General features: G+C 62.8%; 19 protein-coding genes. 10 read left to right on the forward strand and 9 right to left on the reverse strand.

All coding sequences use genetic code 11. From position 1 onward, the window contains the following. Positions 1-58: 58 nt before the first annotated feature. Positions 59-994 (forward strand): choline ABC transporter substrate-binding protein, encoded by a 936-nt coding sequence (locus tag P0D80_RS28800; protein ID WP_408288577.1) that lies wholly within the window; start codon positions 59-61, stop codon positions 992-994. 86 nt (positions 995-1,080) lie between these two features. On the opposite strand, the gene P0D80_RS28805 is transcribed toward P0D80_RS28800, so the two are convergent. The 3 genes from P0D80_RS28805 to P0D80_RS28815 all read right to left on the reverse strand — a co-directional run bounded on the left by P0D80_RS28805 (position 1,081) and on the right by P0D80_RS28815 (position 3,415). Then, positions 1,081-1,611: a hypothetical protein gene (locus tag P0D80_RS28805; RefSeq protein WP_408288580.1), complete on the reverse strand. Its 531-nt coding sequence runs from the start codon at positions 1,609-1,611 to the stop codon at positions 1,081-1,083. Next, the gene (locus tag P0D80_RS28810) at positions 1,608-2,096 is read right to left on the reverse strand and encodes a DUF6402 family protein (protein ID WP_408179143.1); all 489 of its coding nucleotides are present in this window, start codon (positions 2,094-2,096) and stop codon (positions 1,608-1,610) included. The genes P0D80_RS28805 and P0D80_RS28810 overlap by 4 nt, the downstream gene beginning before the upstream one ends. A gap of 236 nt (positions 2,097-2,332) precedes the next feature. Beyond that, complete coding sequence (locus P0D80_RS28815) at positions 2,333-3,415, reverse strand: GlxA family transcriptional regulator (protein ID WP_408288584.1); 1,083 nt, start codon at positions 3,413-3,415, stop codon at positions 2,333-2,335. 302 nt (positions 3,416-3,717) lie between these two features. Between P0D80_RS28815 and P0D80_RS28820 the strand changes: the two genes are divergently transcribed. The 7 genes from P0D80_RS28820 to P0D80_RS28850 all read left to right on the forward strand — a co-directional run bounded on the left by P0D80_RS28820 (position 3,718) and on the right by P0D80_RS28850 (position 12,294). Next, positions 3,718-5,112, forward strand: coding sequence for an L-serine ammonia-lyase (locus P0D80_RS28820; RefSeq protein ID WP_408288587.1), 1,395 nt, complete (start codon positions 3,718-3,720; stop codon positions 5,110-5,112). A gap of 56 nt (positions 5,113-5,168) precedes the next feature. Continuing rightward, on the forward strand, positions 5,169-6,413 hold the full coding sequence (locus P0D80_RS28825) for a sarcosine oxidase subunit beta family protein (protein WP_132377089.1): 1,245 nt from the start codon (positions 5,169-5,171) through the stop codon (positions 6,411-6,413). Positions 6,414-6,441: 28 nt separating this feature from the next. Continuing rightward, positions 6,442-6,768, forward strand: a complete 327-nt coding sequence (locus P0D80_RS28830) for a sarcosine oxidase subunit delta (protein ID WP_132377090.1) — start codon at positions 6,442-6,444, stop codon at positions 6,766-6,768. Beyond that, positions 6,765-9,767, forward strand: coding sequence for a sarcosine oxidase subunit alpha family protein (locus P0D80_RS28835; RefSeq protein WP_408288590.1), 3,003 nt, complete (start codon positions 6,765-6,767; stop codon positions 9,765-9,767). Before P0D80_RS28830 ends, P0D80_RS28835 begins: the two co-directional genes overlap by 4 nt. After that, positions 9,757-10,413, forward strand: a complete 657-nt coding sequence (locus P0D80_RS28840) for a sarcosine oxidase subunit gamma (protein WP_408179147.1) — start codon at positions 9,757-9,759, stop codon at positions 10,411-10,413. Before P0D80_RS28835 ends, P0D80_RS28840 begins: the two co-directional genes overlap by 11 nt. Before the next feature lie 56 nt (positions 10,414-10,469). After that, positions 10,470-10,733, forward strand: coding sequence for a hypothetical protein (locus P0D80_RS28845; protein WP_408179148.1), 264 nt, complete (start codon positions 10,470-10,472; stop codon positions 10,731-10,733). A 142-nt stretch (positions 10,734-10,875) separates the two neighbouring features. Continuing rightward, the gene (locus P0D80_RS28850) at positions 10,876-12,294 is read left to right on the forward strand and encodes an MFS transporter (RefSeq protein WP_408179149.1); all 1,419 of its coding nucleotides are present in this window, start codon (positions 10,876-10,878) and stop codon (positions 12,292-12,294) included. 58 nt (positions 12,295-12,352) lie between these two features. Here the strand turns inward: P0D80_RS28850 and P0D80_RS28855 are convergent, their stop codons facing one another. The 5 genes from P0D80_RS28855 to betI form a co-directional block, all read right to left on the reverse strand. After that, a complete protein-coding gene (locus P0D80_RS28855) occupies positions 12,353-12,754 on the reverse strand; it encodes a cupin domain-containing protein (RefSeq protein WP_408179150.1) in 402 nt (133 codons plus the stop codon). A 17-nt stretch (positions 12,755-12,771) separates the two neighbouring features. Then, the gene (gene ampC / locus P0D80_RS28860) at positions 12,772-13,938 is read right to left on the reverse strand and encodes a class C beta-lactamase (protein ID WP_408288595.1); all 1,167 of its coding nucleotides are present in this window, start codon (positions 13,936-13,938) and stop codon (positions 12,772-12,774) included. A 149-nt stretch (positions 13,939-14,087) separates the two neighbouring features. Beyond that, positions 14,088-15,773: a choline dehydrogenase gene (gene betA / locus P0D80_RS28865; protein WP_408288597.1), complete on the reverse strand. Its 1,686-nt coding sequence runs from the start codon at positions 15,771-15,773 to the stop codon at positions 14,088-14,090. Positions 15,774-15,784: 11 nt separating this feature from the next. Next, positions 15,785-17,254 carry a betaine-aldehyde dehydrogenase gene (gene betB / locus P0D80_RS28870; RefSeq protein WP_408288600.1) on the reverse strand — a complete coding sequence of 490 codons (1,470 nt, stop codon included), beginning with the start codon at positions 17,252-17,254 and terminating at the stop codon, positions 15,785-15,787. Between the two features lie 42 nt (positions 17,255-17,296). Next, positions 17,297-17,884, reverse strand: a complete 588-nt coding sequence (gene betI, locus P0D80_RS28875) for a transcriptional regulator BetI (protein ID WP_408218452.1) — start codon at positions 17,882-17,884, stop codon at positions 17,297-17,299. 280 nt (positions 17,885-18,164) lie between these two features. Here betI and fdhA point away from each other — a divergent pair, with 280 nt between their 5' ends. After that, positions 18,165-19,364 (forward strand): formaldehyde dehydrogenase, glutathione-independent, encoded by a 1,200-nt coding sequence (gene fdhA, locus P0D80_RS28880; RefSeq protein ID WP_408179154.1) that lies wholly within the window; start codon positions 18,165-18,167, stop codon positions 19,362-19,364. A 184-nt stretch (positions 19,365-19,548) separates the two neighbouring features. On the opposite strand, the gene P0D80_RS28885 is transcribed toward fdhA, so the two are convergent. Beyond that, positions 19,549-20,544: a GlxA family transcriptional regulator gene (locus P0D80_RS28885; RefSeq protein ID WP_106280835.1), complete on the reverse strand. Its 996-nt coding sequence runs from the start codon at positions 20,542-20,544 to the stop codon at positions 19,549-19,551. A 442-nt stretch (positions 20,545-20,986) separates the two neighbouring features. Between P0D80_RS28885 and P0D80_RS28890 the strand changes: the two genes are divergently transcribed. Continuing rightward, positions 20,987-22,261, forward strand: a complete 1,275-nt coding sequence (locus tag P0D80_RS28890; protein WP_408288607.1) for a serine hydroxymethyltransferase — start codon at positions 20,987-20,989, stop codon at positions 22,259-22,261. The last annotated feature ends 13 nt before the right edge of the window (positions 22,262-22,274 follow it).

A 22,274-nucleotide genomic window follows, 5' to 3' on the forward strand; every position in this document is an offset into this window, starting at 1 on the left:
CGCAAAACAATCCGCTTCATCAGAACCAGTCAAACATCAATCACCCTGAGGGAACGCCATGAAACGTTTGTGGGCTGCGTCGTTATGCGCGCTGTCTTTGTCGTCTGTGTTTGCCGCGGAACCCGCCACCTGCCGCGACGTCCGGTTCGCCGATGTCGGCTGGACCGATATCGCTGCGACCACGGGGCTTGCATCGACCGTGCTCGAAGGGCTCGGCTACAAGCCGACCAAGACGATCGCCTCGGTGCCGATCACCTTCGCCGGTGTGAAGAGCAAGCAGATCGACGTGTTCCTCGGCTACTGGTCGCCGACCATGGACCCGATGATCGACCCGTTCAGGAAGTCCGGCCAACTCAGCGTGTTGCCCACGCCGAATCTGACCGGCGCGAAATACACGCTTGCGGTGCCCGATTACGCGTACCAGTCCGGCATTAAAACGTTCGCGGACATCGCGAAGAACTACGACAAGCTCGACGGCAAGATCTACGGGATCGAGCCGGGTAACGACGGCAATGCGTTGATCAAGAAGATGATCGACAGCAATCAATACGGGCTCGGCAAGTTCAAGCTGGTGGAGTCGAGCGAGGCAGGCATGCTGGTCGAGGTGAACCGCTCGATCCGCGACAAGAAGCCGATCGTTTTTCTCGGTTGGGAACCGCATCCGATGAACGTGCAGATGAAGATCGATTATCTGTCCGGCGGCGATGCTGTGTTCGGCCCGAATTACGGCGAAGCGAAAGTGCTGACGGTCACGCCGAGCGACTATTCGGCGCGCTGCCCGAACGTGGCGAAGCTGGTGTCGAACCTGCAGTTCACGACCGATATCGAGAATCACGTGATGCTGCCCATCATGAACAAGACCGATCCGAACAAGGCCGCGCGCGAATGGCTGAAGGCGAATCCGGCGGTGTTGGACAAGTGGCTGGCGGGGGTGAAGACGTATGACGGGAAGGATGGGTTGCCGGCTGTGAAGGCGTATGTGGCGGGGAAGTGAGTGGTGAGAAGGGCAGCGTTAGGGCTGGGGCCGTGCGGGGCTGGCTAAGCGGTCTGACTTGACCGTTTAGCCATCAACATCTTCCGTTATAAGCGCGGACGTGCTGCCAGCAAACGGTCCCACATCGAGGGCGGGAGCGAGATATACGCGGAGTCGTCGCCGCCGTCCCCTATCGAAAATCCAACGGAAGGACCGATATAGCGGAGAGGTCCATCAGGTTCCAAGGAATAGGTCACGCCGGAAGACCAGGACAGGTCAGGGACTGGCGTGCTAAAGGTATGCTGCGCAAGCAGCTTCCCGTTCTTTGCATCTAAAACCCTGCCAACGTATTCGGAGTTTCCGCCTGGAACCCAATCTAATAGACAACGTTCACCCACGTACAAACCGTCTGGAGATGTCGATTTCTGACATTCGGTGCCGTGCGGCGTATGATTAAAAAGGCCGAAATAAAGCACGCCGATGACGACAACTATCGTCGTCAGCCCGGCAAACCTCGCGATCCATGCGCGCGACTTGTCTTTTGAAGTGATCCACTTGACTAGCACAGCAATGATGACAACAACCGCAACTAGTGCGCCGATCAGCGCACCAGCCGCAGCACCGTAGTCAAGCCTCATAGGTACACCTTGACTGGAGGTGCGACCGGAACAAAACGACGATCAGAGAAAACAACAAAGTCGCCGCCCTGCTGATGCTTGATCGCCCACTGTAGAAAGTCGCTGTTGTGCACCGGGTAGTAGACGTTGCCCTTGATAACTGGGTTGCCTATTGTGACGGATGCGTCGATATAAGGAAGGGTGACCGGGGATTCGATGTAGGGGATAGAAGAGATTGCTGCGGCAGCGTCGAGTGGCATGACGATAACGCCATCGCGGCTCCAATGACCCAGATACTGTGATCGATCATCTTGCTCATTGTCGGTGAATGTGTAGTTGTCTTTCACATACACCCAGATACCGGTCACCTCGGCTGTTGTTTTCCGCGAATTAACGTCTCTGGAGAGGCGGCCATGTCCAATGGCAGCGTAGAAGTTGAACGAACCGAGCGCGCCGGTGAGATCGTCGGGGGCACCGCCGCGTGACTCAGTGGTAACGCCAATCAAACCGGTGACGCTCGCGCCGGTGTCATACCGCCACTTACACCTTCAGCGAGTCCCGCCCATTGAATACCAGTGCCGTGAATTAGCGCAGTGTGGTTTATGAATGGTGCAGCATACGCCTTACGTTCACGCCGATGTGTCAAGATTTATTGTGATGGCGCAGAGTGCCGAAACGCTCAATAAAATTCGCATTCGAGTGGTATTAATTTGCGAGCATTTCACACGTGCCACAGACACCCTCAAATCGCCCGCGCCCGTCCCGGAAACGTCTCGTCATAATCCCCACTATCTTCCGCTTCCGCCGCCGTGCCGCGCTGCTCGCGATACATCATCGGCGGCAATCCGAATTGCTTGCGGAATTCGCGGCCCAGATGCGACGCATCGGAAAACCCGCAACTCGACGCAATGTCGGCCACGGTCTTATCCGAACTCGTGAGCAACCACGCGGCGGTTCGCAAACGCACCTGCTTCGCGTAGGCCTGCGGCGCCTTACCCGTTTGCGCCTTGAAGAGCCGCTCCAACTGACGCGGCGAGAGATCGAGCTTGCGCGCGAGTTCGTCGAGCGACAGCGAACGGCCCACGTGCTGCTCCATCAACAGAATCGCGCGTTTCACCTTCGGATGCGCAGCGGGCGCGAGGCCCGGTGGATGCGGCTGCGGCGCGTTGCCTTTCTGCATGTCGTCGACGAGCAGAATGCGCAGCGCCTTCTGCACCGTGGCGGTTTCGAAATGACGCAGCAGGATCGCGGCGGCCACGTCGATCGACGCGCGTCCGCCGGAACACGTAATGCGCCGGCGGTCGATCACGAACAGCCGGTCGGCCACCAGCGCTTCCTCGTTGACCGAGGGAAAGCGTTCGATGAAATCCCAGTAGTGAAACCAGCTCACGCAAATGCGGTGGCCTTCGAGCACGCCCGCGCGCATCAGCGAGAACACGCCCGTGCACATGCCGACGAGCGTCGCATCGGTGGCGGCGGCGCGGCGGATGAAGGCAAGCGTGGCGTCGTTCGCGGCGGGCCCGGAATGCAGCAGACCGCCCACCACCACGACGTAGTCGAACGGCTCGGCGCTGTCGAATGTCTCCCACGGCGTGATCTGGATGCCGCAACTCGCGCGCACCGGAGCAAGGGTTTCCCCTATCACACTCCACGAACAGCGTACGGGCTTGCTGAAATCGCCTTCGTCCGCGGACAGGCGCAGCAGGTCGACGAAACCCGAAAACGCCGTCAGCGTGAAATTCGGCAACAGGATGATGCCGAAGCGGATGCGCTGCTTCGAGGTGCCGTCGATCGATTGAGGGGGAAGCGGTTCAGCGGAATTCATGCATGCAGCCAGCAAGGGAAAGGGTTGGATCAAGCATAGCACCGGGGATGGCGGCTACCGCGTCCGGGCGTGCCGGCGGCATGACCGGTTGCGCGCGCGGCATCGTCAGCATCGCCAGCCGCAAGCCGGACGCATGTCGCAAATGCGTCAGAAGTCTTCGTAAATACGCCGCGGACCTTTGCCGGCGCGCCCGTTGACGCCACTATCCCACTGTCATGCCGTTTTTATTCTATCGATTCAATTTGACGTGCGGTGCAATAGAGGCAAATCCACCCAAGGCATCGCAACGCACAAGGCACGCCATGAACGTCAGCGTCTTCGATCTGTTCAAGATCGGTATCGGTCCTTCAAGCTCGCACACCGTCGCGCCGATGATCGCTGCATGCCGCTTCGCTTCGCATATCGAAGACGCGAATCTGCTCGGCTTCGTGCGCGGCGTGAAGGCCGACCTGTTCGGCTCGCTCGGCGCGACCGGCAAGGGGCACGGCACGGACAAGGCGGTACTGCTGGGACTCGAAGGCAATCTGCCCGATTCTATCGACCCGGACCTGATCGAGCCGCGCCTGCAGACGATCCGCGCGAGCAAGCAACTGGTGCTGCTCGGCAAGCATCCCGTGAAATTCGACGAGCGCGAGCATCTCGGCTTTTTCCGCAAGCTGATGCCGGGTGCGCCGGGTTCGGGCATCGTGCATCCGAACGGCATGCGCTTTCAGGCTTTCGACGAAAACGGCCAACTGCTGGTGGAGAAGGAGTATTACTCGATCGGCGGCGGCTTCGTGGTGAATCGCGAAGGCGATCGCGTGAACGGCGTGCGCGCCGGCGCGGACGTGCCGTATCCGTTTCGTACCGGCGACGATCTGATGCGCGTTTGCCGCGAGACCGGTTTGTCGATCGCGCAGATCACGTTGCGCAACGAATGCGCGGCGCGTCCCGAACACGAAGTGCGCGAAGGCTTGCTGGCGATCTGGCGCACCATGTCCGCGTGCGTCGAACGCGGTTGCAAGGTGCGCGGCGAGTTGCCCGGTCCGATGCATGTGAAGCGCCGCGCCGCCGATTTATGCGGGCAATTGCGCTCGCGCTCGGAAGAGTCGCTGCGCGATCCGCTCTCCATGCTCGACTGGGTCAACCTGTACGCAATGGCCGTCAACGAAGAAAACGCGGCGGGCGGGCGCGTCGTTACGGCGCCGACCAACGGCGCGGCCGGCGTGATTCCCGCCGTGCTGCACTACTACGTGAAGTTCATGCATGCGTCGAACGACGAGGGCATCGTCAACTTCCTGCTGACGGCCGCGGCGATCGGCATCATCTACAAGGAAACGGCGTCGATTTCCGGCGCCGAAGTGGGTTGCCAGGGCGAAGTCGGCGTGGCGTGCTCGATGGCCGCCGCGGCGCTCGCCGCCGTCATGGGCGGCACGCCGACGCAAGTCGAAAACGCCGCCGAAATCGGCATGGAACACAACCTCGGCATGACCTGCGACCCGGTCGGCGGGCTCGTGCAGATTCCGTGCATCGAACGTAACGCGATGGGCGCGATCAAGGCGTTGAACGCCGCGCGCATGGCAATGAAAGGCGATGGCCAGCATTACGTGTCGCTCGACAACGTGATCAAGACGATGCGCGAAACCGGCGCGGACATGAAGACGAAATACAAGGAGACGTCGCGCGGCGGGTTGGCCGTGAACGTCATCGAGTGTTGATTCCGCTTTTAGCCAATACGAAACACCAGTAAAGACAGCACCAACAAGGACCCACGATGAGCCGCTATTCGATATTCAGCCTGTTGCGCAACGGGATGTCGTATCACGAGAACTGGGAGCGACAGTGGAAGAGCCCCGAGCCCAAGCGTGAGTACGACGTCGTGATCGTCGGCGGCGGCGGGCATGGTCTCGCCACGGCGTATTACCTCGCCAAGGAACACGGCGTGCGCAATGTCGCCGTGCTGGAGAAGGGCTGGATCGGCGGCGGTAATACGGCGCGCAATACGACCATCGTGCGCTCGAACTATCTGTGGGACGAGTCGGCCGCGCTCTACGAAAAAGCGATGAAGCTGTGGGAAGGGCTCTCGCAGGATCTGAACTACAACGTGATGTTCAGCCAGCGCGGTGTGATGAACCTCGCGCACACGTTGCAGGACGTGCGCGACACCGAGCGCCGCGTGAATGCGAACCGGCTGAACGGCGTGGACGCCGAATTTCTCACGCCCGCGCAGATCAAGGAAATCGAGCCGACCATCAATCTGAACAGCCGCTATCCGGTGCTCGGCGCGTCGATCCAGCGGCGCGGCGGCGTGGCGCGTCACGATGCGGTGGCATGGGGTTTCGCGCGCGGCGCGGATCAGGCCGGTGTCGATATCGTGCAGAACTGCCAGGTGACGGGCATTCGCCGCAATGGCAGCCAGGTGATCGGCGTGGACACCACGAAGGGTTTCATCAAGGCGAAGAAAGTCGCGATCGTGGCGGCGGGCAATACCTCGTCACTCGCCGACATGGCCGGCGTGCGGTTGCCGCTGGAGAGCCATCCGTTGCAGGCGCTGGTGTCGGAACCGATCAAGCCGGTGGTCAACACCGTGGTGATGTCGAACGCGGTGCACGCGTATATCAGCCAGTCCGACAAGGGCGATCTGGTGATCGGCGCGGGCGTCGACCAGTACACGGGTTTTGGTCAGCGCGGCAGTTTTCAGATTATCGAAGGCACGCTTGAAGCGATCGTCGAAATGTTCCCAGTGTTCTCGCGGGTGCGGATGAACCGCCAGTGGGGCGGCATCGTGGATGTGTCGCCCGACGCGTGCCCGATCATCAGCAAGACCGATGTGAAGGGGCTGTACTTCAATTGCGGCTGGGGCACGGGTGGCTTCAAGGCGACGCCGGGTTCCGGGTGGGCTTATGCGCACACCATTGCGAAGGATGAGCCGCATCCGCTGAACGCGCCGTTCTCGCTGGAGCGTTTCTATACCGGCCACCTGATCGACGAACACGGCGCCGCCGCTGTTGCCCACTAACGCTACGCACTGCGACTAGGAGAACGAGATGCTATTGATCGAATGCCCGTGGTGCGGGCCACGCGCCGAAACCGAATTTTCCTGCGGCGGCGAAGCGGACATTGCCCGTCCGCTCGACACCGAGAAACTTACCGACAAGGAATGGGGCGACTACCTGTTCATGCGCAAGAACTCGCGCGGCGTGCATCGCGAGCAATGGATGCATACGCAAGGCTGCCGCCGCTGGTTCAAGGCGCAGCGCGACACGGTGAGCTACGAGATCCAGGGCTACGAGACGTTCGAGCGTCCTTTGCTCGCCATGGACAGCACTGACGCTAAAGCACAGAACAAGGCACAAGAGGGCAAGGCATCATGAGCCAGAAAGACCGACTCCCCAACGGCGGGCGCATCAATCGCGCAATGCCGCTGACGTTCACCTTCAACGGCCGCCAGTACCAGGGCTATCAGGGCGACACGCTGGCTTCGGCGCTGCTCGCGAACGGCGAGCATTTCGTCGCGCGCAGCTGGAAATACCACCGGCCGCGCGGCATCGTCACCGCGGGCGTGGAAGAGCCGAATGCCGTCGTGCAACTCGAAACCGGCGCGTACACGGTGCCGAATGCGCGAGCCACCGAAGTCGAGCTGTATCAGGGCCTGGTGGCCACAAGCGTGAACGCGAAGCCGAGCATCGAGAAAGACCGCATGGCGGTCAATCAGAAGTTCGCGCGCTTCATTCCGGCGGGCTTCTACTACAAGACCTTCATGTGGCCGCGCAAATTCTGGCCGAAGTATGAAGAAGTGATCCGCGACGCCGCCGGTCTCGGCAAGGCGCCGGAACACACGGACGCGGACCGCTACGACAAGTGCTTTGCGCATTGCGACGTGCTGGTGGTGGGCGGCGGCCCGACCGGCCTCGCGGCCGCGCATGCCGCCGCGTTGTCCGGCGCGCGCGTGACACTGATTGACGATCAGCCGGAACTCGGTGGCTCGCTGCTGTCGTGCCGCGCGGAGATCGACGGCAAGCCCGCGCTGCAATGGGTGCAGAAGATCGAAGACGAACTGCGGCAAATGCCCGACGTGAAGATCCTGTGCCGCAGCACCGCGTTCGGCTATCAGGACCACAACCTCGTGACGGTGACGCAGCGGCTCACCGAGCATCTGCCGGTGTCGCAGCGCAAGGGCACGCGCGAACTGATGTGGAAGATTCGCGCGAAACGCGTGATTCTCGCGACCGGCGCGCATGAGCGGCCCATCGTGTTCGGCAACAACGATCTGCCCGGCGTGATGCTGGCGTCAGCCGTGTCGACCTATCTGCATCGCTATGCGGTGCTGCCGGGCCGCAACGCCGTGGTGTTCACCAACAACGACGATGGCTACCAGTGCGCGCTCGATCTGAAATCGGCCGGCGCCCAGGTGACGGTAGTCGATCCGCGCGCGAGCGAATCGAAGGGCACGCTGCCCGCGCTCGCACGGCGCTATGGCGTCAAGGTGATGAACGGCGTCGTGATCACGGCGGCGCACGGCAAACTGCGCGTGGCCTCGGTGGACGTCGCACCGTATTCCAACGGACAGGTCGGTGCGAAGCAGGGCGAACTGTCCTGCGATCTGCTCGCGATGTCCGGCGGCTGGAGCCCGGTGCTGCACCTGTTCGCGCAGTCGGGCGGCAAGGCCCACTGGCATGACGAGAAGGCCTGCTTCGTGCCGGGCAAGGCGATGCAGCCGGAGACGAGCGTCGGCGCGTGTGCAGGCGACTTCACGCTGGGCCAGGGCATCCGCTTTGCGGTCGATGCCGGCATCGAGGCGGCGCGCGCGGCGGGCTTTATCGTCGCGCGGCCGAATCCGGTGCAGGTGGCCGAGATCATGGAAGCGAAGATGCAGCCGCTGTGGCTGGTCGGTGGTCGCGAGTTGGCTACGCGCGGGCCGAAGCAGTTCATCGATTTCCAGAACGACGTGTCCGCCGCGGATATTTTCCTCGCGGCGCGCGAGGGCTTCGAATCGGTCGAACACGTAAAACGCTATACGGCGATGGGTTTCGGCACCGACCAGGGCAAGCTCGGCAACATCAACGGCATGGCGATTCTCGCGCAGGCGCTCGGTAAGACGATTCCCGAGACCGGCACGACGACCTTCCGGCCGAACTACACGCCCGTCACCTTCGGCACGTTTGCCGGCCGCGAGCTGGGCGAGTTTCTCGACCCGGTGCGCAAGACGGCGGTGCACGAATGGCACGTGGAAAACGGCGCGGCCTTCGAGGATGTGGGCAACTGGAAGCGTCCGTGGTACTACCCGAAAGCGGGCGAAGACATGCACGCGGCGGTGGCGCGTGAATCGCTCGCGGTGCGTACGAGCGTCGGCATTCTCGACGCCTCGACGCTCGGCAAGATCGACATCCAGGGCCCTGATTCGGCGAAGCTGCTGAACTGGGTCTACACGAATCCGTGGAGCAAGCTGGAAGTCGGCAAGTGCCGCTACGGCCTGATGCTCGACGAAAACGGCATGATCTTCGACGACGGCGTGACCGTGCGCCTCGCCGACCAGCACTACATGATGACGACCACCACCGGCGGCGCGGCACGCGTGCTGACGTGGCTCGAACGCTGGCTGCAAACCGAATGGCCGGACATGCGCGTGCGGCTCGCGTCGGTGACGGATCATTGGGCGACCTTCGCCGTGGTCGGCCCGAACAGCCGCAAGGTGCTGCAGAAGGTCTGCCAGGACATCGACTTCGCGAACGCGGCGTTTCCGTTCATGAGCTATCGCGAAGGCACCGTTGCTGGTGCGGCCTCGCGTGTGATGCGCATCAGCTTCTCGGGCGAACTCGCTTATGAAGTGAACGTGCCGGCCAACGTCGGACGCGCGGTGTGGGAAGCGCTGATGGCCGCGGGCGCGGAGTTCGACATCACGCCGTACGGCACCGAAACGATGCACGTGCTGCGCGCGGAGAAGGGCTACATCATCGTCGGCCAGGATACGGACGGTTCGATGACGCCGTACGATCTCGGCATGGGCGGCCTCGTCGCGAAGTCGAAGGACTTTCTCGGCAAGCGTTCGCTGACCCGCTCGGATACGGCGAAGGCAGGGCGCAAGCAACTGGTCGGCCTGCTCTCGGACGACCCGTCGTTCGTGATACCCGAGGGTTCGCAGATCGTTGCGGGTCCGTTCCAGGGCGAGACGGCGGCGATGCTCGGCCACGTCACGTCGAGCTATTACAGCCCGATCCTGAAGCGTTCGATCGCGATGGCGGTCGTGAAGGGCGGCCTCGACAAGATCGGCGAAACGGTCACGATTCCGCTTTCGAGCGGCAAACAGATTGCAGCGAAGGTCACCAGTTCGGTGTTCTACGACAGCGAAGGAGCACGTCAACATGTGGAATGAAACCAGAGGGACGGCGTCGGTCGTGGATCGTGCTGTCGGCAAGCAGACCGGCGTATGGCAGGAGTCGCCGCTGGTGGGCGCGGACGCGCTGCTGAAGAAGCATCAGGCGACGGCATCCGCCGCGTTCAGGTTGAGCGAGCGGCCGTTCCTGGAACTCGTGAACGTGCGCGGCGATACGCGTGACGCCGCGTTCGTGCGCGCGGTGGAGAGTGTGATCGGCTGCCGTCCGCCTGAAAAGGCGAACACGGTGGCGCGCGGCAACGGCTACGACGTGATGTGGCTCGGCCCGGACGAGTGGCTGGTGCGCTCGGCCGCCGCGCACGACGCGACGCGTACCGCTCCGCTGCAGGCGAAACTCGGCGCTGTGTTCGCGGGCCTGTTCGCGTCGGCGGTGGATATCGGCAGCGGTTATACGGTGCTAGAAATCAGCGGCACGCGCACGCGTGAAGTGCTGTCGCGCGGTTGTCCGCTCGATTTGCATCCCAAGCTGTTTGGCGAAGGGCAATGCGCGCAGAGCCACTATTTCAAGGCATCGATGACGTTGCTGCCCACCGGTGCGAGCAGTTTCGACATTGTCGTGCGCCGCAGCTTTGCGGACTACTTCGTCAAGATCATGCTCGACGCGGCCGAGCCGCTGATGTCGTAAGGCGCGGCGAGCGGCAGTCCCTACACCGCTCGCGCCTTTCGCGTTGAATCATCGCCATGACGTCGACACGTCTAGCCACCGCGCGTCTCACCGAGCGCGCGTGCCTCGAAGGCGATGCCCATGCCGCGCTCGCGCTGCTCGATCAGAGCATCGTGCTGCGGCATAGGCGCATCGCGCTGATCCGTTATCTGCTTGCGCAGCAACTCGGCGCGCCGCTGCAGGCGCGTCACCACGCATACGTCGAAAAAATCGCCGCACGGTTGAGCGCGGATGCGCTCGTGCGCATTGCCGGCGCCGCGCGGGCGCGTCTGCGGTCCTAAGCCTCGCGATCCGCGTGTGTGGAACGACGCACCCGTTCCATCCCGATGACGTATTTCTTCTATGTGGCCGATTTATGTCGGCGTCTACTGAAAACGCCTCGGAGCACTCACGCGGCACTCGCCGCATCAACCAGGGGATGACATGTCTACCGCTTATCAGCCGCGCGCGAGCGCAGCCGCCCGACTCGAACGACTGCCGTTCTCCGGTTATCACCGGACCATTTTCATCATCATCGCCATCGCATTCTTTTTCGATTCCGTCGATCTCGGCACGATGACCTTCGTGCTCGGTTCGATCAAGACGGAATTTGGCTTATCCACCGCGACGGCGGGGCTGGTGGCCAGCGCGAGCTTCTTCGGCATGGTGATCGGCGCGGCGATTGCAGGGTTGCTGGCGGATCGCTTCGGACGCCGGCCGGTGTTTCAGTGGAGCATGGTGTTGTGGGGGCTCGCGTCGTATTTGTGCTCGACGGCGCAGAGCGTCGAAGCGTTGATCTTTTATCGCGTGCTGCTCGGCTTCGGTATGGGCATGGAGTTTCCGATCGCGCAGACCTTGTTGTCGGAGTTCGTGCCGGCTGCGTCGCGCGGCCGTCTGATTGCGCTGATGGACGGCTTCTGGCCGCTCGGTTTCATCGCCTCGGGCGTGGTGTCCTACTTCGTGCTGCCGACGTTCGGCTGGCGTACGGAGTTCGCGTTGCTCGCGATTCCTGCGGTGTTCGTGCTGATCGTGCGCCGCGTCGTGCCGGAATCGCCGCGTTGGCTCGAACATCGCGGACGTCTCGGTGAAGCGGACAAGATTCTCGCCGAGGTCGAAGTGAAGGTGATGAAAGCGGCCGGGCTCAGCCAGCTGCGCGCGCCGGCGATGCTCGCCGAGCCGCCGGCCGCGAAGGGCACGGGGGCGTTTCGCGAGATCTGGAGCATGGCTTACCGGCGTCGCACGATTATGGTGTGGACGCTGTGGTTCTTCGCGCTGCTCGGTTTCTATGGGCTGACGTCATGGCTCGGCGCGTTGATGCAACAGGCAGGCTTTGCGGTAACGAAGTCGGTGCTGTACACGGTGCTGATTTCGCTTGGTGGGATTCCCGGTTTTATCTGCGCGGCGTGGCTGGTCGAACGTTGGGGACGCAAGCCGACTTGCATTGCGTCGCTCGCGGGCAGTGCGGTGATGGCCTACGTTTATGGACAAACGGCGCTGCACGCGCAGACGCCGACCTTGCTGATCTGCGCCGGGCTGGCGATGCAGTTCTTCCTGTTTGCGATGTGGGCGGTGTTGTACACCTACACGCCGGAGCTGTACGGGACCGGTGCGCGGGCGACGGGTTCGGGCTTTGCGTCGGCGATAGGCCGCGTGGGTTCGCTGATCGGACCGTACGTGGTGGGCGTAGTGCTGCCGATGTTCGGCCAGGGCGGGGTGTTCTCGCTCGGCGCGATGTGTTTTGTGATCGCGGCGGCGGCGGTGTGGATTCTCGGCATCGAGACGCGCGGGTTGGCGCTCGAGACGCTGGTGTTCGAGGCGGTTGAGACGGATGCGCGTGGGGTGTTGAGTCCGGTGCGGGATTGAAGGTTGATTGGGCGCGTAATCAATGGTGCGTTCCAGTGCGAACAGCACTCCTATTCGCTCAATTCTGAACCCGCACATTAAACGGCTTCCCAGGCACCCAAGCCCACGTCGCCAACACTTTCGCGCCCGCCGGTCCGGCAGTCGTTACATGGACGACATTTGCCGGCATCCGGTAACTCTCGCCGGCGTGAACGATCTGCGCGGGTCGACCCTCGACCTGCACCGTGACTTCACCTTCGAGAACATAGGTGACCTCCGGTCCGGTTGCCTTGTGCTTCGGCTTGGCGGCATTGGGTGGAAATTCGGCGATACCCATGCCCATTTCCCGATCGGTTCCCGGAACGGGGACGCGCTGAAGCACCACGGTCTCTTTGGCATCGGGTGCCTTTTCGCCGGCATTGGCCGAAGGCAGATTCATGAGGATCGCGGCGAGCAGCGGCACGCAACGCAAGTTGTTCATGATCGAGTCGGCCCTATTCAATGCGAGGGCTCGGCAAGCGCCGTCAGAACCTTATAGGCGGCCGCCACCCGGTCTTCGTTCGGGAAGTTCTTGTTGGCGAGCATCACAATGCCCAACTGCTTCTCCGGAACGAAAGCCACGTACGCGCCGAACCCATTGGTCGAACCGGTCTTGTTGATCCAGACATCCTGTCGGGGCGCGAGCGGCGGCTTGATTTCGACCGCGGGTGTCGCCTTCAAAACCATCGTCGATGAATTGCCTGCCAGCAATGTCTTCAACGCGACCGGATACGCGTATTGCTCCCAGATCAGATCCTGCGTCAACACGCCAGCCTTGAAGTAGCCGGTGTGCGTCTCCGTGATGGCGCGCTGCAACTTCGCATCGAGCTGGAGCAAATTCATGTTGGCTTGCATGAAGCGCGTCATGTCGGCGGCTGTGGACTTGACGCCATAGGCTTCGGCGGACAGCACGCCAGGCGCCATGCGAATCGGCGCGCCGTCCTTCTTATAGCCTTGCGCGTAATCCGGCATCCGCGATTTCGGAACGTCGATGAAACTGTTCTTCAATCCCAGCGCGGGAAACACGCGCTGTTCCATCAACGGCGTGAAATCCTGCCCCATGCTCTTTGCCGTGATCAAGCCAAGCGTACCGATGCCGGGATTCGCGTAAGTCCGGCACGTGCCCGGCGCACAACTGGGCTTCCATGCCTTGAAAAACTGCATGAGTTCGTCGTCATTATGGATATCGTCCGGCACTTGCAACGGCAATCCGCCTGGCGTGTGCGTGCCCAGGTTGACGAGCTTCACATTGCCGAACTGGCTGCCCTGAAGCACGGGCAGATATTTGCCCGTCGTATCCGACAGCGAGAGATCACCGCTGACCTGCGCATACGATGCCAGCGTCGCCGTGAAGGTCTTGCTGATCGAGCCGAGTTCGAACAGCGTGTCCCGTGTCACGGGCTTGCCCGTTTCCGTCGACGCCACGCCGTAGTCGTACACATAAGGCTTGCCCCCAACGACGATGCCGACCGCCATGCCGTGAATACCGTCTTTCGCCATGAGCGGGCGGATCGCCGCGTCGACCGTCCGTTTGATGCCGTCTTGCGTGGTATCCGCTGCGTGGCTCATGGGAGCGGCCAACGCAAAGATCACGGTCGCCGTGAGGCTGAGGGCTTTGAACTTCATCTCTCGCGTTTCCTTGAATGTCTGTCGGCGGATGCGCTCCAGAATCATTCGGAGCGCGTTGAGGCCGAACTATCCGGCTTTTGCCAGACGTTGACAATCGAGGATAAGTTGCACGAGGGTAAAGAAAAACTTGTGGGCCGGCAGCGGCCTCAAACCGTCGCGATCTCCCGCTTTCTCGATGCCACGCCGTTGGCCACGAAGTAGGGCGTGTCCACCCGCGCCAACGCGTCGCGTCCGCGAATCCGGTCGGCGATCTTCTCCGCCAGCATGATGGTCGGCGCATTCAGATTGCCGGTCGTGATGCGCGGCATGATCGACGCATCTACCACGCGCAGCCCTTGCATGCCGTGCACACGCCCCTCGTTGTCCACCACGGCCATATCGTCATAACCCATCTTGCACGAACACGACGGATGAAACGCCGTCTCCGCCCGCATGCGCACGAAGGTGTCGAGCTGTTCGTCGGTAGCCAAATCGGCGCCGGGATTCAGTTCGCGGCCGCGATAACGGTCGAGCGCCGGTTGCCGCATGATCTCGCGCGTGATCCGAATACCGTCGCGGAACTCGCGCCAGTCGAGCGGATCGGCCATGTAGTTGAACAGGATGCTCGGATGCGCGTTCGGATCGCGCGACGTGAGCTTGACCCGGCCGCGGCTCGGCGAGCGCATCGAACCGACGTGCGCCTGGAAGCCGTGCATTTTGATCGCGTTCGAACCGTTGTAGTTGATCGCGACCGGCAGGAAGTGATACTGGATGTTCGGCCACAGATCGTCGTCGCGCGTGCGGATGAAGCCGCCGGCTTCGAACTGGTTGCTCGCGCCGATGCCCGTACCCTTCATCATCCATTCGAGTCCGATGGCCGGCTGATTCCACCACTGCAACGCCGGGTAGAGCGAAACGGGTTCCTTGCACTCGTACTGGATATACATCTCCAGATGGTCCTGCAGGTTTTCGCCGACACCCGGCAGATCGTGAACGAGCGGCACGTCGAGTTCGCGCAGCCATGTCGAGCGGCCCACGCCCGAGCGCTGCAGCAATTGCGGCGAGGCGATCGCGCCGCTGCACACCAGCACCTCGCGGCGCGCTTGCGCCGTCACTGCATTGCCATGATGCAGATACGCGACGCCGACCGCGCGCTTGCCGGAGAACAGCACGCGATCCGTCACGGCATGCGTGACGATGGTCAGATTCGGCCGCGTCTTCGCGCGATCCAGATAGCCGCGCGCCGTGCTGGCGCGCCGGCCGTTCGCCGTGACCGTGCGATCCATCGGGCCGAAGCCTTCCTGCTGATAGCCGTTCAGATCGTCGGTGCGTGGAAAGCCGGCCTGCACACCGGCGTCGACCATCGCGGCAAAGAGCGGGTTGTTGCCGGGTTTGCTGGTGGTCACGTGCACCGGGCCATCGCCGCCGTGGTACGCGTTCGCGCCGACATCGCGCGTTTCGGCCTTGCGGAAATACGGCAGGCAATCCAGATAGGTCCAGTTTTCCAGACCGGCTTGCGCGGCCCAGCCGTCGTAATCGAGCGCATTGCCGCGGATATAGCACATGCCGTTGATCAGCGACGACCCGCCGAGCCCCTTGCCGCGCCCGCATTCCATGCGCCGGTTGTTCATGTGCGGCTCGGGGTCCGTTTCGTACGCCCAGTTGTAGCGGCGTCCCTGCAGCGGATAGGCGAGCGCGGCCGGCATCTGCGTGCGGAAGTCGAAGCGGTAGTCGGGGCCGCCTGCTTCGAGCAGCAGCACGGTCACGTCCGCGTCTTCGGTCAGGCGCGAGGCGAGCACATTGCCCGCCGAACCCGCGCCCACGATGATGTAGTCGTAGTCGTTCGAAGCCATCGCGCCTCTCCTTAGAACACCGGTTGATACGGGCCGAGTTCGACCTGCACGGACTTGATGCGCGTGTAGTGTTCGAGCGTGGTGATGCCGTTTTCGCGGCCCACGCCCGACTGCTTGTAGCCGCCCACCGGCATTTCCGCGGGCGACTCGCCCCACGTATTGATCCAGCAGATGCCCGCTTCCAGTCGATGAATCACACGATGCGCCCGCGCTAGGTTCTCGGTCACGACGCCCGCGGCAAGGCCGTAAGCAGTGCGGTTCGCGCGCGCGATGGCTTCGTCTTCGTCGTCGAAAGCGAGGATGCTCATCACGGGGCCGAAGATTTCCTCGCGCACGATGCGCATGTCGTCATGGCAGTCCGCGAACACGGTTGGTTCGACGTATTGGCCGCTGCCGAAGTGGCCTTCGGTGAGACGCTTGCCGCCGGCCGCGAGCCGTGCGCCTTCCTGCTTGCCGCTTTCGATGTAGCCCAGCACCTTGTGCAATTGCGCGGCACTGACCAGCGGGCCGAAGTTGGTGGCGGCGTCGGTGGGCACGCCCACGCGAATGCGCTTGACGCGTTCCAGCACCAGCGCCTCGAAGCGTTCGAGCGCGCCGCGTTGCACGAATACGCGTGTGCCGTTGGTGCAGACCTGGCCGGAGCTGAAGAAGTTGGCGCTCATCGCGATGTCGGCGGCGCGTTCGAGATTGGCGTCGGCGAATACGAGCAGGGGTGACTTGCCGCCGAGTTCCATCGTCACTTCTTTCAGCGACGAAGCGCCCGCCATCGACATCACCTTCTTGCCGGTTTCCACGCCGCCGGTGAACGAAATTTTCTCGATGTCCGGATGCGCGGCGAGCATCGTACCGACGCGTCCGTCGCCTTGCACGACATTGAACACGCCTGCGGGCACGCCGGCTTCGGTGTAGATCTCGGCGAGTTTCAGCGCCGACAACGGCGTGATCTCGCTTGGCTTGAAGATCATCGCATTGCCGGCCGCGAGCGCGGGCGCGGACTTCCAGCACGCGATCTGGATCGGGTAGTTCCATGCGCCGATGCCCGCGCAAACGCCGAGCGGCTCGCGCCGCGTATAGACGAACGACGTGGGCCGCAGCGGAATCTGCTGTCCTTCGATTGCAGTGGCGAGCCCCGCGTAGTACTCGATCACGTCCGCGCCGGTGACGATATCCACCGCGAGGGTTTCGGCAATCGGCTTGCCGGTGTCGCGTGTTTCTAGCGCGGCGAGCTCGTCGTTGCGCTCGCGCAGAAGCTCCACCGCGCGGCGCAGAATGCGTGAGCGCTGCATGGCGGTGAGCGCGGCCCATTCGCGTTGGCCTTCCTGCGCGGATCGCACCGCGCGATCGGCATCGGCCGCCGAGGCCTGCTGCACGCTCGCTAGCGTCTCGCCGGTGGCGGGGTCGAGCGTGTCGAAGGTTTCGCCGCTGGTGGCGTCGACATAGCCGCCGCCGATATAGAGACGTTGCGTTGCGAATACCGCCATGACTTGCTCCTTTCTGAAGATGTCGCCGGTCTGTTCAAGTCCTTATTCGCGCGAGGCGAGGACCAGATCGATATAGTCGTTGGCCACGCGCAGCGCGGCCTTGGTGTCGAACGGCTCGCCCGACAACGCGCCGCGCAGCCACAGGCCGTCGATCAGCGCCGCGAGGCCGCTTGCCGCGCGACGCGCCGCCGCACGTGGCATGGCCTTCGAAAAATCCGCGCATAGATTCGAGTTCAGACGGCGCGTGTTCACGTATTGCAGCCGCCGCAACTGCGGCTTGTGCATGCTCTCGGACCAGAACGCGAGCCAGGTTTTCATGACCGGGCCGCTGGTCTGCTCGGCGTCGAAATTCGCGGCGACCACCGCGCGAAGTTTCGAGCGCGGGTCCGCTTTCGCCGCCCGGCGCCGGCGCGACGTGGCCTGCCACAGATCGCGCAGCACGTGACGCATGGTGGCTTCGAGCAAACCGTCCTTGTCGCCGAAATAGTGGCTGACGATACCGGTGGAAATGCTCGCGCGCTGCGCGACCGAAGCCAGCGTCGCCCCCGCGAGACCGGTCTGGTCGATCGTGAGAAGCGTGGCGTCGATCAACTGCGCGCGGCGGATTTCGCGCATTCCGAGTTTGGGCATGGTGCGGGCACTGTTGCTGGCGTTGGCTTCGGGCGAACCGCGGAAGACGAAAACGATCCGCCCCGAGTGATTTCGAACGGCCATGGTAGTTTTTTTATATTGAACGGTCAATCAATAAAAAACTGGTTGCATCAAGATGGACGCGGGCTCCGCTCGTCGTGTCGGTTACGGCCAAACCCATGTCGTGTTCGACACATGCGCTTTGTTCAGCGGGCGCTACGCTCGTTGAACGGCGTGCCTTGTGAACAGGCGCGCCGCTCACAAGACATGGAGACAGACAATGAGCAGCAATCGCGGCGTTGTGTATCTAGGGCAGGGCAAGGTGGAAGTGCAGTCGATTGACTATCCGAAGATGGTCGATCCGCGAGGCCGGTCGATCGGTCACGGCGTGATCCTCAAGGTGGTGAGCACGAATATTTGCGGCTCCGATCAGCATATGGTGCGCGGCCGCACGACCGCGGAAGTCGGCCTCGTGCTCGGCCACGAGATTACCGGCGAGGTGATCGAAGTGGGCCGTGACGTGGAAACGCTCAAGGTCGGTGATCTCGTTTCGGTGCCGTTCAACGTGGCCTGCGGACGCTGCCCGACCTGCAAGGCGCAGCACACCGGCGTGTGCCTGAACGTGAATCCGTCGCGTGCCGGCGGCGCGTATGGCTACGTGGACATGGGCGGCTGGATCGGCGGCCAGGCCGAGTACGTGTTGGTGCCGTACGCCGACTTCAATCTGCTGAAATTCCCCGACCATGCCCAGGCGATGGCGAAAATCCGCGACCTCACGTGTCTCTCCGATATTCTGCCGACCGGCTATCACGGCGCGGTGATGGCGGGCGTCAAACCAGGCGCCACCGTGTATATCGCGGGCGCGGGGCCGGTGGGCATGGCGGCGGCCGCTTCGGCGCGCTTGCTGGGCGCGGCTTGCACGATCGTCGGCGACATGAATGAGGAGCGTCTCGCGCACGCGCGCAAGATGGGCTTCCAGACCATCGATCTGTCGAAGGACGCCACGCTCGGCGAACAGATCGAGCAGATTCTCGGCAAGCCCGAAGTGGATTGTGCGGTGGACTGCGTCGGCTTCGAAGCGCATGGCCACGGCAGCAGCGGCTCGCACGAGGAAGCGCCGGCCACCGTGCTCAATTCGCTGATGGAAATCACGCGGGCCGCGGGCGCGATCGGCATTCCGGGCCTATACGTCACGGACGATCCGGGCGCCGCCGATGCCGCCGCGCGCAAAGGCAGCCTGAGCATCCGTTTCGGTCTGGGCTGGGCCAAGTCGCACTCGTTCCATACCGGACAGACGCCAGTCATGAAGTACAACCACAATCTCATGCAGGCGATCCTGTGGGACCGTTTGCCCATCGCGGATATCGTCAACGTGACCGTGGTGTCGCTCGATCAGGCGCCTGATGGTTATCGCCAGTTCGATGGTGGTGCGCCGAAGAAGTTTGTGATCGATCCGCATGGGTTGTTGAAGGCGGCTTGAGGCAGATCTGATGCGAAGGCGGGACTGCATACGCGGTCTCGTGTTGCGCCGTCGTGCTGGAAGGTAGGTGGGCCAACAGAAACTGAGAAGGTCGAGGCACAAAAACAAACGCGTTGAGCGGTTTTCCGTTCAACGCGTTTTTTTGTGGCTGGGCAGTGAGTCCAGCGAGGCCGTCAAGCAGTGATCAAGCCGCCAGCACCGGCACCGCAGCCAGCGACGGCGCCTGCTTGCGTCGTTCGCGCGTCGGCGCCGTGCCGAACGCGTCGCGATAGCTCTTCGAGAAGTGGCACGCCGACTGGAAGCCGCACGCCATCGTGATGTGCATGATCGACATGTCGGTTTGCAGCAGCAACTCACGCGCGCGCCGCAATCGCAGCGTCAGATAGTAATGCGTCGGCGTCATGCCCAGATGTTCGCGGAACAGACGCTGCAATTGCCGTTGCGACATGCCCGCGAGCCGCGCGAGTTCTTCGCGCGAGAGCGGCTCTTCAATGTTGTTCTCCATCAGCGAGATCACTTCGAAGAGCGACTTGTTGGCCGAACCGAGCCGCGCCACCAGCGGCATTTTCTGTTGCGCGCTGGTATCGCGCACATGTTCGACGATGAACTGCTCGGCGATCTGCGTGACGCGTGCCGTGCCGACGCGCGGCGCGATCAGGTTCAGCATCATGTCGAGCGGCGCGACGCCGCCCGTGCAGGTGACGCGATCGCGATCGATCACGAACAGTTCTTTCAGAAAGCGCGTGTCGGGAAACTCTTCCTTGAGCGCCGACATGTTCTCCCAGTGAATCGCGCACGCATAACCCGCCAGCAGACCGGCACGCGCCAGCGCATAGGTGCCGGTGCAGAGGCTGCCGAGCACGCAGCCCAACCGGGCGAAGCGGCGCAGTGCGGAAAGGTGGGCAGGCGTGGTCGCGCGCTGCACGTCGATGCCGCCGACCACGAACACGATGTCCGGTTGGCCAACGCATTCAACCGGTCCTGTATCGACCGACAAACCGTTGCTAGCCGTGACCGGGCCGCCGTCAGGGCTCACGATCGACCAGCGGTAAAGCGTTTGGCCCGTCAGGTAATTCGCCATGCGCAGGACTTCGATCGCGTTGGTGAACGCAATCATGGTGAAGTTGGGAACCGGCATGAATGCGAAATGCGACAACGACGCCGTGCGATCGGTGGACATGGGAGGAATGATTCCTTCGAATCTGTAGTGTCACGTCGCCGTGGGGAGCAGCGACTCCTTCAATTTTGAGGACTAGGGCAACTACCGTGCCATCAGGCTAAACCCTCGGTTGGCCCGTATTCGACTCGGATAGCTAAACAAGTGGCACCAGAACGGAGCCGCAGAGGTCCGCTCTCGCACCTGAAGCGCGCACGGGCGTTCGCGTGCAGTGCAGCACGACCCCGCTTCAGCACGCTCGTTCGACCATTAACGAAAGCGCGGCAGCGTCGACTTGTGAAAAAAGGACGCGTATGGCGGAAAAGGCAAAGAACGCGTCTGAATTCATAAATTGACGCGCGGGGCGAGCGTCAAGAATAGACGCAATGCACACCGGTAGTAGCAGGGGCGAAGCAAGGCCCAGGCGCGGCTTCCGGCCTTCCGTCAACGACTCCACGGACCTTCCATGTCGAACCCGAATCCTTTCTTCGAAACATCGCTGGCCACGCGCGACACGGCGGTGCGCGGCGCCATTCTGAAAGAGCTCGAGCGCCAGCAGTCGCAAGTCGAACTGATCGCGTCGGAAAACATCGTGTCGCGCGCGGTGCTCGAAGCCCAGGGCTCGGTGCTGACCAACAAGTATGCGGAAGGCTATCCGGGCAAGCGTTACTACGGCGGTTGCGAATACGCCGACGTGATCGAAACGCTGGCGCTCGATCGCATCAAGCAGCTCTTTAACGCGAAGTTCGCCAACGTGCAGCCGCATTCCGGCGCACAGGCGAACGGCGCGGTGATGCTCGCACTGGTGAAGCCGGGCGACACGGTGCTCGGCATGTCGCTCGACGCCGGCGGCCACCTGACGCACGGCGCGAAACCGGCCATGTCCGGTAAGTGGTTCAACGCGGTGCAGTACGGCGTGAATCGCGACACGATGCTGATCGATTACGAGCAGATCGAGGAACTCGCGCAGCAACACAAGCCCGCGCTGCTGATCGCCGGCTTCTCGGCTTATCCGCGCGCGCTGGACTTCGCACGGCTGCGCGCGATTGCCGACGGCGTCGGCGCCAAGCTGATGGTGGATATGGCGCATATCGCCGGGGTGATCGCGGCGGGGCGTCACCAGAATCCGGTGGAGCACGCGCACGTGGTCACGTCGACCACCCACAAGACACTGCGCGGCCCGCGCGGCGGCTTTGTGCTGACGAATGACGAAGACATCGCGAAGAAGATCAACTCCGCCGTGTTCCCCGGCTTGCAGGGCGGCCCGCTGATGCATGTGATCGCCGGCAAGGCGGTCGCGTTCGGCGAGGCGCTGGAACCGGGCTTCAAGACCTACATCGACAGTGTGCTCGCCAATGCGCAGGCGCTCGGCGAGGTGCTCAAGGCGGGCGGCGTCGATCTGGTCACGGGCGGCACGGACAACCATCTGCTGCTGGTCGATCTGCGGCCCAAGGGCCTCAAGGGCAACCAGGTCGAGCAGGCGCTGGAACGCGCGGGCATCACCTGCAACAAGAACGGCATTCCTTTCGACACCGAGAAGCCGACGATCACCTCCGGCATCCGCCTCGGCACGCCCGCGGGCACCACGCGTGGCTTCGGCGTGAGCGAATTCCGCGAAATCGGCCGGCTGATTGTCGACGTGCTCGACTCGCTGCGTGAGCACCCCGAAGGGCATGCCGCCACCGAACAACGCGTGCGCCGCGAGATTTTCGCGCTGTGCGAGCGCTTTCCCATTTACTAAGCACGCCTGGAGC

This window comes from Paraburkholderia sp. RL17-373-BIF-A (assembly GCF_046030175.1).
In the GTDB taxonomy this organism is placed as follows: Bacteria; Pseudomonadota; Gammaproteobacteria; order Burkholderiales; family Burkholderiaceae; genus Paraburkholderia.

Coding starts and splice junctions, on each gene's coding strand:
- P0D80_RS28800 (WP_408288577.1), top strand. CDS start 59: ATGAAACGTTTGTGGGCTGCGTCGTTATGCGCGCTGTCTTTGTCGTCT.
- P0D80_RS28805 (WP_408288580.1), bottom strand. CDS start 1,611: ATGAGGCTTGACTACGGTGCTGCGGCTGGTGCGCTGATCGGCGCACTA.
- P0D80_RS28815 (WP_408288584.1), bottom strand. CDS start 3,415: ATGAATTCCGCTGAACCGCTTCCCCCTCAATCGATCGACGGCACCTCG.
- P0D80_RS28820 (WP_408288587.1), top strand. CDS start 3,718: ATGAACGTCAGCGTCTTCGATCTGTTCAAGATCGGTATCGGTCCTTCA.
- P0D80_RS28825 (WP_132377089.1), top strand. CDS start 5,169: ATGAGCCGCTATTCGATATTCAGCCTGTTGCGCAACGGGATGTCGTAT.
- P0D80_RS28830 (WP_132377090.1), top strand. CDS start 6,442: ATGCTATTGATCGAATGCCCGTGGTGCGGGCCACGCGCCGAAACCGAA.
- P0D80_RS28835 (WP_408288590.1), top strand. CDS start 6,765: ATGAGCCAGAAAGACCGACTCCCCAACGGCGGGCGCATCAATCGCGCA.
- P0D80_RS28840 (WP_408179147.1), top strand. CDS start 9,757: ATGTGGAATGAAACCAGAGGGACGGCGTCGGTCGTGGATCGTGCTGTC.
- P0D80_RS28845 (WP_408179148.1), top strand. CDS start 10,470: ATGACGTCGACACGTCTAGCCACCGCGCGTCTCACCGAGCGCGCGTGC.
- P0D80_RS28850 (WP_408179149.1), top strand. CDS start 10,876: ATGTCTACCGCTTATCAGCCGCGCGCGAGCGCAGCCGCCCGACTCGAA.
- P0D80_RS28855 (WP_408179150.1), bottom strand. CDS start 12,754: ATGAACAACTTGCGTTGCGTGCCGCTGCTCGCCGCGATCCTCATGAAT.
- ampC (WP_408288595.1), bottom strand. CDS start 13,938: ATGAAGTTCAAAGCCCTCAGCCTCACGGCGACCGTGATCTTTGCGTTG.
- betA (WP_408288597.1), bottom strand. CDS start 15,773: ATGGCTTCGAACGACTACGACTACATCATCGTGGGCGCGGGTTCGGCG.
- betB (WP_408288600.1), bottom strand. CDS start 17,254: ATGGCGGTATTCGCAACGCAACGTCTCTATATCGGCGGCGGCTATGTC.
- betI (WP_408218452.1), bottom strand. CDS start 17,884: ATGCCCAAACTCGGAATGCGCGAAATCCGCCGCGCGCAGTTGATCGAC.
- fdhA (WP_408179154.1), top strand. CDS start 18,165: ATGAGCAGCAATCGCGGCGTTGTGTATCTAGGGCAGGGCAAGGTGGAA.
- P0D80_RS28885 (WP_106280835.1), bottom strand. CDS start 20,544: ATGTCCACCGATCGCACGGCGTCGTTGTCGCATTTCGCATTCATGCCG.
- P0D80_RS28890 (WP_408288607.1), top strand. CDS start 20,987: ATGTCGAACCCGAATCCTTTCTTCGAAACATCGCTGGCCACGCGCGAC.